The organism is Mesorhizobium sp. M1A.F.Ca.IN.022.07.1.1, from assembly GCF_003997575.1.
Lineage (GTDB): Bacteria > Pseudomonadota > Alphaproteobacteria > Rhizobiales > Rhizobiaceae > Mesorhizobium.
This window is the reverse complement of the sequence record NZ_RZST01000148.1, coordinates 1-13,223: the sequence shown is the minus strand read 5'-3', so window position 1 is coordinate 13,223 and position 13,223 is coordinate 1. Positions and strand designations below refer to the sequence as shown.

General features: G+C 62.6%; 13 protein-coding genes. 4 read left to right on the top strand and 9 right to left on the bottom strand.

Annotated elements, in window-relative coordinates; all coding sequences use genetic code 11:
* Positions 1–565, top strand: a 565-nt coding sequence (locus EOA75_RS17600) for a methyltransferase domain-containing protein (protein ID WP_127324754.1), incomplete at its 5' end; no start/stop codon positions are given.
* A gap of 75 nt (positions 566–640) precedes the next feature.
* The gene (locus EOA75_RS17595; protein WP_127215783.1) at positions 641–1,024 is read left to right on the top strand and encodes a hypothetical protein; all 384 of its coding nucleotides are present in this window, start codon (positions 641–643) and stop codon (positions 1,022–1,024) included.
* On the opposite strand, the gene EOA75_RS17590 is transcribed toward EOA75_RS17595, so the two are convergent.
* The 8 genes from EOA75_RS17590 to EOA75_RS17555 form a co-directional block, all read right to left on the bottom strand.
* The gene (locus tag EOA75_RS17590; RefSeq protein ID WP_067324464.1) at positions 1,018–1,959 is read right to left on the bottom strand and encodes a glyoxylate/hydroxypyruvate reductase A; all 942 of its coding nucleotides are present in this window, start codon (positions 1,957–1,959) and stop codon (positions 1,018–1,020) included. The two genes, EOA75_RS17595 and EOA75_RS17590, sit on opposite strands and share 7 nt — an antisense overlap.
* A gap of 29 nt (positions 1,960–1,988) precedes the next feature.
* Positions 1,989–3,617, bottom strand: a complete 1,629-nt coding sequence (locus tag EOA75_RS17585; protein WP_067324466.1) for an ABC transporter ATP-binding protein — start codon at positions 3,615–3,617, stop codon at positions 1,989–1,991.
* Positions 3,614–4,753, bottom strand: coding sequence for an ABC transporter permease (locus EOA75_RS17580; RefSeq protein WP_127247608.1), 1,140 nt, complete (start codon positions 4,751–4,753; stop codon positions 3,614–3,616). The genes EOA75_RS17585 and EOA75_RS17580 overlap by 4 nt, the downstream gene beginning before the upstream one ends.
* A complete protein-coding gene (locus tag EOA75_RS17575; protein ID WP_095799302.1) occupies positions 4,753–5,847 on the bottom strand; it encodes a microcin C ABC transporter permease YejB in 1,095 nt (364 codons plus the stop codon). The genes EOA75_RS17580 and EOA75_RS17575 overlap by 1 nt, the downstream gene beginning before the upstream one ends.
* Positions 5,847–6,140, bottom strand: coding sequence for a hypothetical protein (locus EOA75_RS17570; RefSeq protein ID WP_245466659.1), 294 nt, complete (start codon positions 6,138–6,140; stop codon positions 5,847–5,849). The genes EOA75_RS17575 and EOA75_RS17570 overlap by 1 nt, the downstream gene beginning before the upstream one ends.
* Entirely contained in the window at positions 6,127–8,004 is a 1,878-nt protein-coding gene (locus EOA75_RS17565; RefSeq protein ID WP_127324753.1) for an extracellular solute-binding protein, read from the bottom strand. Before EOA75_RS17565 ends, EOA75_RS17570 begins: the two co-directional genes overlap by 14 nt.
* Positions 8,004–9,881: an extracellular solute-binding protein gene (locus EOA75_RS17560; protein WP_127324752.1), complete on the bottom strand. Its 1,878-nt coding sequence runs from the start codon at positions 9,879–9,881 to the stop codon at positions 8,004–8,006. The genes EOA75_RS17565 and EOA75_RS17560 overlap by 1 nt, the downstream gene beginning before the upstream one ends.
* A 156-nt stretch (positions 9,882–10,037) precedes the next feature.
* Positions 10,038–10,739, bottom strand: coding sequence for a cytochrome c family protein (locus EOA75_RS17555; RefSeq protein ID WP_127215525.1), 702 nt, complete (start codon positions 10,737–10,739; stop codon positions 10,038–10,040).
* 192 nt (positions 10,740–10,931) lie between these two features.
* Between EOA75_RS17555 and EOA75_RS17550 the strand changes: the two genes are divergently transcribed.
* Together EOA75_RS17550 and EOA75_RS17545 are read left to right on the top strand one after the other, a co-directional pair.
* Positions 10,932–11,660, top strand: a complete 729-nt coding sequence (locus EOA75_RS17550) for a 3-deoxy-manno-octulosonate cytidylyltransferase (protein WP_127324751.1) — start codon at positions 10,932–10,934, stop codon at positions 11,658–11,660.
* Between the two features lie 26 nt (positions 11,661–11,686).
* Positions 11,687–12,550, top strand: coding sequence for a prephenate dehydratase (locus EOA75_RS17545; protein ID WP_127324750.1), 864 nt, complete (start codon positions 11,687–11,689; stop codon positions 12,548–12,550).
* 270 nt (positions 12,551–12,820) lie between these two features.
* On the opposite strand, the gene EOA75_RS17540 is transcribed toward EOA75_RS17545, so the two are convergent.
* Positions 12,821–13,123 (bottom strand): Dabb family protein, encoded by a 303-nt coding sequence (locus EOA75_RS17540; RefSeq protein WP_095777526.1) that lies wholly within the window; start codon positions 13,121–13,123, stop codon positions 12,821–12,823.
* Positions 13,124–13,223 lie beyond the last annotated feature (100 nt).

Here is a 13,223-nt window from a genome sequence, read left to right as displayed (position 1 = left end):
ATCGCTGGTCGGGAAACTCCGCTATCGGATGCCCGAGTTTCTCGAGCGCGCCATTCGCGCGGCGAGCCCGAGCCGGTTCCGGCTGGCGCTCGACCTCGGCTGCGGCACCGGCCTGATGGGCGAAAGGCTGCGCCCGATCGTCGACCGGCTGGAAGGCTATGACATTTCGAGCAGCATGTTGCGGAAGGCGCGCGCCAAAGGCATCTACGACCGGCTTTCCAAGTCCGATCTCCAGCATTTTTCTCGACCCGACGCGAAAGCCGACCTCGTGGTCGCCGCCGACGTGTTCATCTATGTCGGGGCGCTCGAACGCATTGTTGGAGCAATTGCCGACAGTCTGGTCGATGAAGGGCTCTGTGTGTTCTCGGTCGAGACACTTGCCGGTGGCGATGACTTTGCATTGCTGCCCTCGCGGCGCTACGCGCATTCCGAGACTTATGTGCGGCACGTTCTCGCCGACAGCGGGTTTGCGATCCTGTCGCTGGAAAGCATGACCATCCGGCATGACCGCGGCGAGCCAGTAGGAGCCCTTGCGGTGATAGCCCGTCGCAGGCCGGCGGAATGAGGGCGACGGCTGCTCGCGAAAAAGCCCGAATCGCGTGTCGGCTTAGGGCGTGGCGATACGGCACGGAGAATTACCATGCGCTGGACCATGGCTGTGTTGGCATCTTGCCTGATGACGGCCGGCTGCGTTGGCGGCACTTCGATGGCGGAGCGCCAGGACGAAAACGTCCAATCCTCGCTGCAATATGACAGCGTGCCCTGCGAACAGCTGCTAGCCAATCGCAACGCGCTGGCGCAGCAATACAATCTGCCGGTCACCGCAAAACCGGCTTTCTCCAATCCGGCGATGGGTTTTGGCCCGTTCACGCCGGACATGCGCTCCAGGGCGCAGCGCGACAGCGACAAGGCGAGCGGCGAGATCGACGCAATGAACCGCTCGATCGAACGGCGCGATTGCGGCAAGCCAAAGAAGAAGGACAAGTTCGCGCTGCCGGGCTCGAAGCCGGCGTCTGCTCAGTAACCCGCTTCGCGATCGACGACGTTTTCGAGCTTTTCGCCGCGCTCGAAGGCGGCCATCTGCCGAAGCATGATCGGCACCAGATGGGCCGGGTCCGAGGTCGCCGCCGCATGCGGCGTCACGAACACTTTCGGATGGCTCCACAACGGGCTAGTCTTCGGCAGCGGCTCGACCTCGAACACGTCGAGGCTCGCTTCCTTCAGCGTGCCGTCGTCCAGCGCGCGCAGGATGTCGGCATCCTTCTGCAGCCGCCCGCGCCCGGCGTTGATCAGCACCGAGCCGCCGAGGCCGTTGCGTTTGCGCAATTCCTTCAGAACGGCGTAATTGACGATGCCTTGCGTGCGCGGCGTCAGCGGCAACAGCACCACCAGGATGTCGGTGGCGTTGAGGAAGGGGATCAGCCCGCCTTCGCCGGAATAGGTCGACACGCCCTGCATCGGGTGCTCGGTGCGCGACCAGCCGTTCACGGCGAAGCCTAGCGCCAAAAGCACCGATGCCGCGGCGCGGCCAAGGTTGCCGAGACCCATGATGCCGACGGAGATGTCGCCGGCCGGGCGTTGCGGCGGCTCGTGCCAGGTCTTCTTCTGCTGTTGCGCTCGGTAGAGCATGCCCTGGCGATGGTGGTCGAGCACGCGCCAGACGACATACTCGGTCATGTATTGCGTGAGATTGTCGGCAACGACCCGGACGATCGGCACCTCGGGCAGGCCGGGGTCGGCGAAGATATGGTCGACGCCTGCGCCGATCGAGAAGATGGCGCGCAAATTGGGCAGCGACGACAACAGATTCGGTTTCTGCTTCCACACCACTGCATAAGCGATCGAGGGATCGCTCGGACCATCGGGCTCCAGCACCACCTCGCGCTCGGCCGCGAGCAGTTCGCGCCAGCGCTGCGGGTGAAAGCCGGTGAGGGCAAGCAGAACTTTGCCTTTTTCCATTCGCGCAGTGTCTTTCCTGTATTTCCAGCCTACTCGCTGACGACCCCGGTCGGTGCCGTTTCGATCCGGAACGCGGCCGAGATCAGCGCCCTCGTATAGTCGGTTTGCGGGCGGTCGAAAATCTGTTCGGACGGCCCGGCTTCGACGATCTGACCATTGCGCATGACGATCACGTCATTGGCAAGGGCGCGGATGACCTTCAGGTCGTGGCTGATGAAGAGATAGGCGAGATTGTGCCTGGCCTGCAGGTTGCGCAAGAGATCGACCACTTGCGCCTGCACGCTCATGTCGAGCGCCGAAGTCGGCTCGTCGAGCATGACGAAGCGCGGGTTGAGCACCATGGCGCGTGCGATGGCGACACGCTGGCGCTGGCCGCCCGAGAATTCATGCGGATAGCGGTGACGCGTCTCCGGGTCGAGACCGACTTCCTTCAACACCTCGACGACCTTGTCGTCGCGCTCATCGGGCGAGAGTTTCGGCGCGTGGATCTTCAGCCCTTCCTCAATGATCTCCGCGACCGACATGCGCGGGCTCAAGGATCCGAACGGGTCCTGGAAGACGATCTGCAGCTCGCGCCGCAGCGGCCGCATGGCGCTGAAGGAAAGCTGGTTGATGTCGCGCCCGTTGAAGTTGATCGCGCCCGTGGACGAGATCATCCGCGCGAGCGCCAGGCCTAGCGTCGTCTTGCCGGAGCCGGATTCACCGACGACTCCGAGCGTCTGGCCGGCGCGCACTGTAACGTCGATGCCGTCCACCGCCTTCACATGGTCGACGGTGCGGCGGAAGAAGCCCCGCTTGATCGGGAACCAGACCTTGATGTCCTTGCCGGTCATCACCGCCGTGGCATCGGCATTCGCCGCCGGCGGTTTGCCCTTCGGCTCGGCGGCCAAGAGGTGCTTGGTATAGGCGTGTTGCGGGTTGGCGAAGATCTCCTTGGTCGGCCCGGTCTCGACTATTTTGCCCTTCGTCATGACGCAGACGCGGTCGGCGATCTTTCTGACGATGCCGAGGTCATGGGTGATGAATAGCATCGACATGCGCTTGCGGCTTTTCAGGCCGGCGAGCAGTTCGAGGATCTGCGCCTGCACGGTCACGTCGAGCGCCGTCGTCGGCTCGTCGGCGATCAAGAGTTCCGGCTCGTTGGCCAAGGCCATGGCGATCATGACGCGCTGGCGCTGGCCGCCGGAGAGCTGGTGCGGATAGGCATCGAGCCGCTTCTGCGGGTCGCGTATGCCGACCTCGGTGAGCAGCTCCAACGTGCGAGCGTGGGCCTGGCGATCGCCCAGCCCCTGATGCAGCTTCAGCACCTCGACGATCTGCTGCTCGATCGTGTGCAGCGGATTGAGCGAGGTCATCGGCTCCTGGAAGATCATGGTGATCTTGTTGCCGCGCACGCCGCGCAGCGTCCTTTCGTTGGCGTGGAGCAGGTCGGCGCCGTGGAACAGGATCTTTCCCGAGGGGTGGCTGGCCGACGGATAGGGCAACAGCTTCAGCACCGAGAGCGCGGAGACCGATTTGCCGGATCCGGATTCGCCGACCAGCGCCACCGTCTCGCCCTTGCCGATCTCGAAGGAGACGTGGTCGACGGCAATCGACTGCGTGCCGCCTTGCGCGAAGGCGACACTCAAATCGCGGACGGAAAGCAGAGGCTCGCTCATTTGAACGTCTTGCGCGGATCGAAGGCATCGCGCGTCGCCTCGCCGATGAAGACCAGCAGCGACAGCATCAGCGAAATCACGATGAAGCCGGAGATGCCGAGCCAGGGCGCGTTGAGATTGCGCTGCGCCTGCTTCAGCAATTCGCCGAGCGAGGCCGAACCCGGCGGCAGGCCGAAGCCGAGATAGTCGAGCGAGGTCAGCGTCGAGATCGAGCCTGAGAGCAGGAAGGGCAGGAAGGTCAGCGTCGCCACCATGGCGTTGGGCAGGAGATGACGGAACATGATGGTGAGGTTGGGCACGCCAAGCGCGCGCGCCGCGTTGACATATTCGAAGTTGCGCGCGCGCAGAAACTCGGCCCGCACCACGCCGACCAGCGCCACCCAGGAGAACAGCAGCATCAGGCCGAGCAGGATGAAGAAGCCGGGCGGCAGGATCGCAGAGACGATGAGCAGCAGATAAAGCACCGGGATCGCCGACCAGATCTCGATGAAGCGTTGAAACAGAAGGTCCGTCCAGCCGCCGAAATAGCCTTGCACCGCGCCGGCCGCGACGCCGATCAGCGAGGAGCCGAGCGTCAGGATCAGCCCGAACAGCACCGAGATGCGGAAGCCGTAAAGCACGCGTGCCAGCACGTCGCGCGCCTGGTCGTCGGTGCCCAGCCAATTCCAGTTGCCGACGACGCAGTTCGGATCGGCTTCGCCCTGCGGATACTGGCTGCAGCGCGTCTTCTTGTCGTAAAGCCAGGACGGCTTGGCGGGTGCGGCTTCTGGGATGGCGTTGTTGACCGTTTGATAGGAGTAGCGGACCGGCGGCCAGATCATCCAGCCATTGGCATTGATCTCGTCCTGAATCACCGGATCGCGATAGTCCGTGACGGCATAAAAGCCGCCGAATTTCTCTTCCGGGTAGGCGACCAGAACCGGAAACAGGATCTCGCCCTTGTAGGAGGCGATGATGGGCTTGTCGTTGGCGATCAATTCGGAAAACAGCGACAGCACGAACAGCAACAGGAAGATCCACAGCGACCAGTAGCCGCGCCGGTTCGCCTTGAAGTTTTGCAGCCGCCGCTGATTGAGCGGCGACAACCACGGCCGGGCGGCGCGGGCCGGCTTGGCTTCTGCCGAAGCTGCCGTCATCAGACGTCTCTCCGCTCGAAATCGATGCGCGGATCGACCCAGGTGTAGATCAGGTCCGAGAGCAGGGCGACGAACAGGCCGAGCAGCGAGAAGATGTAGAGATTGGCGAAGACCACCGGATAGTCGCGGTCGATCACCGACTTGAAGCCGAGCAGGCCGAGCCCGTCGAGCGAGAAGATGTTCTCGATCAGCAGCGAGCCGGTGAAGAAGGCCGAGATGAAGGCGCCCGGGAAGCCTGCGATGACGATCAGCATGGCGTTGCGGAAGACATGGCCATAAAGCACCTTGCGCTCCGACAGACCCTTGGCGCGCGCCGTCACCACATATTGCTTGCGGATCTCCTCGAGGAACGAGTTCTTGGTCAAAAGCGTCGTCGTGGCGAAGGCCGACAGCACAAGTGCGGTCAGCGGCAGCGTCATGTGCCAGAAATAGTCGATGATCTTGTCCGGCCAGGACAGCTGGTCCCAATTGTCGGAAACGATGCCGCGCAGCGGGAACCAATCCCAGAACGAGCCGCCGGCAAACAGCACCATCAAAAGGATGCCGAACAGGAAGCCGGGGATGGCATAGCCGACGATCACCACGCCGCTCGTCCAGACATCGAAGGTCGAGCCGTCCTGCACCGCCTTGCGGATGCCGAGCGGGATCGAGATCAGGTAGGACAATAACGTGATCCACAGCCCGATCGAGATCGACACCGGCATCTTTTCCAGGATCAGGTCGAGCACCGAGATGTCGCGGAAATAGCTGTCGCCGAAGTCGAAGCGGGCATAGTTCCACAGCATCATGCCGAAGCGCTCGAGCGGCGGCTTGTCGAAGCCGAACTGCTTTTCGAGCTTCTTGATGAATTCGGGATCCAACCCTTGCGCGCCGCGGTACTTCGAGCCGACATCGCCGGCGACGTCGAAATTGGTGGTGCCCGCGTCGCCACTGCCGCCGCCCAGGCGATCGGTGCCGCCCTGGTTGGTGAGCTTGGCGATGACCTGCTCGACCGGGCCGCCCGGCGCGAACTGGATGACGGCGAAGGAGATCGCCATGATGCCGAACAGCGTCGGGATCATCAGAAGGATGCGGCGCAGGATATAGGCGCCCATCAGATGTTGCCCTCCTTGGAGAAGACCACTGTATCTGGAGGCGTCCCCGAGGCAATCGCTTCAGACCAATTGTCGGCGTCGGCGCCGCCGCTCATCGTCCTGCCGGACATTTCTCCCCGTAAAGTGACGGGGAGAAAGGGGCTGGCCGCGATCTCGGCACGTTCGCCACGGCGCTTGTGATTGGCGAAACCATAGATGAAGGCTTCCCGCTCCCCGTCACTATACGGGGAGAGGATGCCGGCAGGCAGGTGAGGGGCGGCACCGACGCCCGCAAGAAATTCACCCTTTGCCAATTTTCGCCGCCTTGCCCTTGTCGACCCACCACAGCGCTTCGACCGGAAAGCCGAAATCGGGCTTCTGCTCGGGAAAGCCGAACATGTCCCAATAGGCGCTTCGGTGATTCGCCAGATACCAACTTGGAATCCAATCGCGCCGAGCGCGCAAGGCCCGATCGAGCGCCCGCATGGCGACGGTGAGGCTCTCACGGTCCTTGGCCGCGCCGACGGCGTCGATCAGCGCGTCTATAGCCGGACTCGCTATGCCCGGCAGGTTCCGAGAGCCTGAGACCGACGCGCTTCGCGAATGGAAGAAGGTCTCGAGGTCATCACGGGTCGGGGTTGCGCTAAAGGAGAAGGCGGCGGAGATCATGTCGTAGTCGAATGTGTTCTGTCGCAATTGATACTGCGCGGCATCGACCAGCCGGATTGAGGCATCGATGCCGACAGCCTTCATATTGTCGACCCAGGGCGAGTAAATCTGCACGAACGCGTCGTCGTCGACGAGGATTTCGGCTGATAGCCGTCCGCCCTTGTCGTTCACGACAAACGCGCCGGATCGCTTCCAGCCGGCCTCGGCGAGAAGCTTCGCCGCCTTGCCCAGCAATTGGCGGTCGCGGCCTGAGCCGTTCGATACAGCCTGGGTCACGGCTTCGCCGAAAGTCTCGGGCGGAATCTGATCCCGCAGCGGCTCCAGCAAAGTCAGTTCCTGCGGCGACGGCACGCCTTCGGCGCGAAAATCCGATTTCTCGAAGCAAGACTGCGAGCGCTCATATGAGCCGTAGAAGAAATTGCGTCGGGTCCATTCGAAGTCGAAGCAGAGTGCGATCGCCTGCCGAACGCGGGAGTCCCGGAACTGTTCCCGCCTTTGATTGACGGCGGTGGCCTGCATGGAAGGCACCTTTTCCGCCGGGAATTCGTGCTTCACCACCTTGCCGGCCGTGACAGCCGGAAAATCGTAACCCGTGGCCCAGACACGCGAAACGGATTCTTCCCTGTAGAGGATCTCGCCCTTCTTGAACGCTTCGAACGCGGCGTTGCGGTTCTGGTAGGATTCGATGCGAATGCGCTGGAAATTGTTCTGGCCGCGATTGACCGGAAGATCGTTGCCCCAATAGTCGGCCACCCGCTCATATTCGATCCAGGCCCCGGCCGACCAGCGGCCGATCTTGTAGGCGCTTGAACCCAACGGAGGATTCATCTGCGAGGAATCGAACGGATTGGCCGTATAGAAGGCTTTCGACAGGATCGGCATCTGGACGACGTTGAGAATCGTGCGGGAGGCCTGCTTGCCTGAGAATTTGAGTTCAAGCGTGTGGGCGTCCACCGCTACGGCGTCCTCCAGATGCGTCAGCGACAGCGAATAGTCTGGGTGCCCCTTGTCCTTCAGCAGCTTGAAGGTGAAGGCGGCATCCTCGGCCGTCAGCGGCGTGCCGTCGTGGAAACGGGCCTGCGGGCGCAGCGAGAAGGTGAAGCCGTTGCGGTCGTCGGAAATCGTGACCCCGTCGGCGATCAGCCCATAGACGGCGTCGGGCTCGTCAAGCGCCCGCACCATCAGCGCATCGAAGCACATTTCCGTGCGCTGCGGCGCATCGCCCTTGGGGACGAATGAATTCAGGGTGCTGAAGGTCAGCGGGGTCTGGTTCGCGACCCAGTTGAAAGGCTGGAAATTGAAGGTGCCGCCTTGCGGCGCATCGACATTGACATAATCGAAATGCGCGAAGTCAGGCTCGTATTTCAAATCGCCGAACGCCGACAGCCCATGCAATTTGACACCGGTCGGGGTCTGAGCGAAAGCCCGACCCGGCAGCAGCACTGCGGCAGTCGCCGCCGCGCCGAGCGCCAGGAAGTCACGACGAGGAAGCAATGTCTGCCGCCTCATCAGTTACCCCTGTATTTGGCGGTCAATGCCTTTTCCTTCGCCGTATCGATCCACCAGGAGTCGATATCGGCGCCACGGTAGGAGGGCTGCTTTTCGGGCATGCCGAACTTGTTCCAATAGGCAAGCCAGACCACCGCGCGGTAGTATTGCGGCACGGTATAGTAGTTCCACAACAGCACGCGATCGAGCGCATGAGTGGCGGCGACGAGATCGTCGCGGTCGGTGGCGAAGATGACGCGGTCCACCAGCGCGTCGACGACCGGATCCTTGATGCCGGAGTAATTGCGCGATCCGGGTGAATCGGCGGACTTCGAACTCCAGAAATCGCGCTGTTCGTTGCCGGGCGAATCCGACTGCTGCAGCACGTTGGTGATGACATCGTAGTCGAAATTGTTGACGCGGTTGACGTACTGGCTTGGGTCGATGATGCGCAGCGTCGCATCGACGCCGATCTTGCGCAGATTGGCGATATAGTTGCCGGAGAGGATCTGATCCGTGTCGGACGTGCCGAGGATCTCGAATTTGAACTGCGCGCCGGTCTTGGCGTTGACCATCTTGCCGCCCTTGATCTCCCAGCCGGCCTGGGCGAAGAGGTCGACAGCCTGCTTCAGATATTTCCGCTCCGCTTGCGGTGAGTCGTAGACCGGCAGCTTGAATTCCTGGGTGAACAGTTCAGGCGGCAGCTTGTCGCGATACTTCTCGAGGATTTCGAGTTCCTTGCCTTGCGGCAGACCGCTCGACGCGAGTTCCGTACCTTGGAAATAGCTTTGGGTGCGCGTGTTGGAATTGAAGAACAGCGTTCGGTTCATCGTCTCGAAGTCATAGGGATAGGTCAGCGCCTCGCGGACCCGGCGATCCTGGAACAGCGCCCGGCGCTGGTTCAGCATGAAGGCCTGCATCGGCTCCGGCGAAGTGGTCTTGAATTCCTTTTTGATCACGTCGCCGGCGTTCACCGCCGGAAAGTTGTAAGCTGTCGCCCAGCGCCGCGAGCTGTTTTCGGCCTTGATGTCGTCTAGCCCGCCCTTGGTAAAGGCCTGCCACGCAGCATTCTCGTCCAGTATGTAGGTGAAGCGCTGGGTGTCGAAGTTCTCCCGGCCGATCTTCACCGGCAGCTTGGCGCCCCAGTAATCAGGCACGCGCTGCCAGACGATCTCGGAACCCGGCTTGAAGCTGGCGATCTTGTAGGCGGCGGATCCCAGCGGCGGCTCGAGAGTCGGCCTGGTGATGTCGCGCTTCTTGCCGCTGGCATCGGTGCCCTCCCACCAGTGCTTCGGCAGGACGACCAGATCGCCGATAATCTTGGGCAGCTCGCGGTTGCCCTTCTGGTTGAAATGAAACTCGACCTCGCGGTCGGAAATCGCGACCGCGTCGGTAACGTTCTCGAAATAGCGGTTGTATTGGGGGGCGTTGGCCTTCAGCACCTGGAACGACCAGACCACATCGTCGACGGTGATCGGCTGGCCGTCATGCCATTTCGCTCGTCGGTCGAGCCGGTAGGTCGCAGAGGAATAGTCGGGCGGGTATTTATAGGCCTCGGCAACCAGCGGGTGGCTGACGCTGCCCTCGTCGGTCGCCTGGTCCATCAGCGTGTCGTAGAGCAGGCCGCCGCCGAACCCGGCGAGCCCCGCGGCCGGCGACCCCGGCACGATATAGGGATTGAAGCTGTCGAAAGTGCCGACAACGACGGAGTCGTGGGCGCCACCCTTGGGAGCGTCCGGATTGACATAGTCGTAGCGTTGGAAATTTTCGCCGTATTTGGACGGGCCGGTCAGCGAGGACGTGGTGTGCCACTCATCAGCGAGGCTGGCCTGCAGGCTGGCGGCGAAGGCGATCGCCAGCATCGATGCGAAAAACGTGCGGGAGCGGCCGACCGTCATGCGTTCTCCTCGTCGCAACAGTATCCACCGGCAATCTAGATCATTTGAAGCCGGTGAAAACCGCAAGCGCCGGCTTTTGTTTCAGCATATGCGGCTTTCCTAACAAAAAAGCCGGGACGAACCCGGCTTTTCCAAGGTGTCTTTATGACGAAATGTTTATTGCGCGGGCGCGACCGGCTTGGCCGGGGCGGCACCTTCGGCCGGCTTTGCCGGAGCCGCACCTTCGGCCGGCTTGGCGGGTGCCGTACCTGCGGCCGGCTTCGCCGCGGCGGCGCCTTCGGCGGGCTTGGCTTCCGCCGAAGCGCCCGGCTGCGGCAGCGGCTTCGGATTGTCCGACAGCGTGCGCAGATAGGCGATCACGTTGGCGCGGTCCTCATCCTTCGGCAGGCCGGCAAAGCCCATCGCCGTGCCCTTCACGAACTTCTTCGGCGCGTTGATGAAGTGGTTGAGGTTGTCGTAGGTCCACTTCTCGGCGCCGCCCTTGGAGAAATCCTTCATGCCGGCCGAATAGGCGAAGCCCTCATGCTCGGCGACGGGGCGATCGATGATGTCCCAGAGGTCCGGACCGACCTTGTTGGGGCCGCCCTTTTCGCCGGAATGGCAGGCCTGGCACTTCTTGAAAATAGCGGCGCCCGTCTCGGCATTGGCGGTTGCGAGCAGGTCCGCGATCGGCTTGGCTTCAGCCGCGGGCGCGGCAGCGCCGCCGCCTTCGGTCGGCTCGGCCGCCTCGATGGCGAAGCCCGGCTTCTCGGGCGCGGGGGAGGCAAACAGCCCGTCGGAAACGATACCCACGGAAAAGACGACGAAACAGGTTCCGAGGAATCCGGCGAGCAGCTTGTTGACTTCGTTGGAATCCATACGCCCCTTGCTCCCTTTTCCGGCGGACCGTCCCGTCCACTCCGTCCGTCGGTATAGCGAAGGCCCCAACGGGCCCGTTAAATCGCGCGGAAACTAGGTCTTTTGCTTCGTCGTTGCAACACCTATAAGGGCGCTTCCAGTGAGACGTTTTGCCACTTTTCCATCCGCTTCCCCGGCTGTCCTAAAAGTCCCATGTCGACATTGATCCTGATCCCCGCCCGCATGGCCTCGACGCGCCTGCCGGGCAAGCCGCTGGCCGACATCGCCGGCGCGCCGATGATCGTCCATGTCGCCCGCCGCGGCGCCGAGGCCGGGCTCGGCCGTGTGGTGGTGGCGACCGACACCGAAGCGGTCGCCTCGGCGGTAAGGGATCACGGTTTCGAGGCGGTGATGACGCGCGCGGACCACGAATCGGGATCCGACCGCATCTTCGAGGCCCTCACCCTGCTGGACCCCGAGAAAAAGATCGAAACCATCGTCAACGTCCAGGGCGACCTGCCGACCATCGATCCTGAGATCATCGGCGCATCGCTGCGGCCCTTCGCCGACCCGTCGGTCGACATAGCCACGCTCGGCGTCGAGATTGTGCGCGACGAGGAAAGGACCAATCCGAACGTGGTCAAGATCGTCGGCTCGCCGCTCTCGGCGACAAGGCTGAAGGCGCTCTATTTCACGCGCGCCACGGCGCCGTGGGGGGAGGGCCCGCTCTATCACCACATCGGCCTCTATGCCTACCGCCGGACAGCGCTGGAACGCTTCGTGGCGCTGAAGCCGTCGCCGCTCGAACGCCGTGAGCGGCTGGAGCAGCTGCGGGCGCTGGAAGCCGGCATGCGCATCGATGCCGAGATCGTCCGGTCGCTGCCGCTCGGCGTCGACACGCCCGACGATCTCGAGCGCGCCAGGCAAATTCTTTCAAACTGAGACATCCGTAAGCGAGACCTTGGCGCATGCCTGAAAAGACCAACAGAATATCCTTCCAGGGCGAGCCGGGCGCCAATTCCGATACCGCTTGCCGCAACATGTTCCCCTCGATGGAGCCGTTGCCCTGTCCCACCTTCGAAGACGCCTTCAACGCGGTCGAGACCGGCAAGGCCGAGCTCGCCATGATCCCGATCGAGAACACGATTGCCGGGCGCGTCGCCGACATCCATCATCTTTTGCCGGAATCGCGCCTGCACATCGTCGGCGAGTATTTCCTGCCCATCCATTTCCAGCTGATGGTGCTGCCGGACGTGAAACGCGAAGAGATCAGAAGCGTGCACAGCCATATCCATGCCCTTGGCCAATGCCGCAAATACATCCGCAAGAATGGCTGGAAACCGGTTGTCGCCGGCGACACGGCGGGATCGGCCAAGATGGTCTCCGAGGTCAAGGACCGCACGATGGCGGCACTTGCGCCTGCGCTTGCCGCCGAGCTCTACGGCCTCGACATCATCGAGAAGAATGTCGAGGACACCGACTCGAACGTCACCCGCTTCGTCGTGCTGACCAAGAACAAGCAATGGGCCGAGCGCCCCTCGCTGGAAGCCAAGATGATGACCACCTTCATCTTCCGCGTCCGCAACGTGCCGGCCGCGCTCTACAAGGCCATGGGCGGCTTCGCCACCAACGGCATCAACATGACCAAGCTCGAGAGCTACCAGCTCGGCGCTTTCACAGCGACGCTGTTTTATGCCGACATCGAGGGCCACCCCGATGATCCGCTGGTCAAGCTGGCGCTCGACGAATTGCGCTTCTTCTCGCGCGAAATGCGCATTCTCGGCGTCTATCCGGCAAGCGCGTCGCGCGAGCAGTGGAAGGTCGCCGATTAGGTGGTTCCTAGGACCTTCGAGATTGGCAAAGGCCTTGATGCTTCGTCATCCACGGGCGAAGCAAGGAGCGAAGCGACGCGGCGCAGACCCGAGGATCCATGCCCGGACTTCAACGCGTTAGGACGGTCCAGATTCTGCTCCGCTGCGCCCCTCGACTGAGGTAACGGCATGGATCCCCAGGGTCTGCGCTCCGCTTCGCGTCGCTCCGCCCTGGGATGACGACCTCATGGAGTTCCGCGTCAATCTTAGACGCCGGCGCTCGATCCAATCTCAGCCAAAGCCGAGCGGGACATAGTCGATTTCGAGAAATTTCTCGACCTCAGGCAGCCAGCGGTCGCGCACGAACGCGACGTGGTCGGGATGCTCGTTGTATCTGGTGTAGGCAGCCTGGTCGGCGAACTCCATCGAGAAGCCGAACTGATAGTCGTTCTTCGGGCTCACTTGGCGCAGCTGCTCGAAATGCGTCACACCCTTGATCGCCGTCAGGATCTTCTTGGCATCGTGGAGGAACCGCTTCGCCTCCAGCGAATGCGGCGGATGCTTCAGCGTGAACACGACGGTATGACGGATCATTTCTCGGCTCCTATTCGCTGTCGACCCAGGCGCGGATGAGGTGGTGGGCGATCGCCCCTTTCGGCGGCGTGATCAGGCCGCCCGGGTGCGTCCTCTCCAG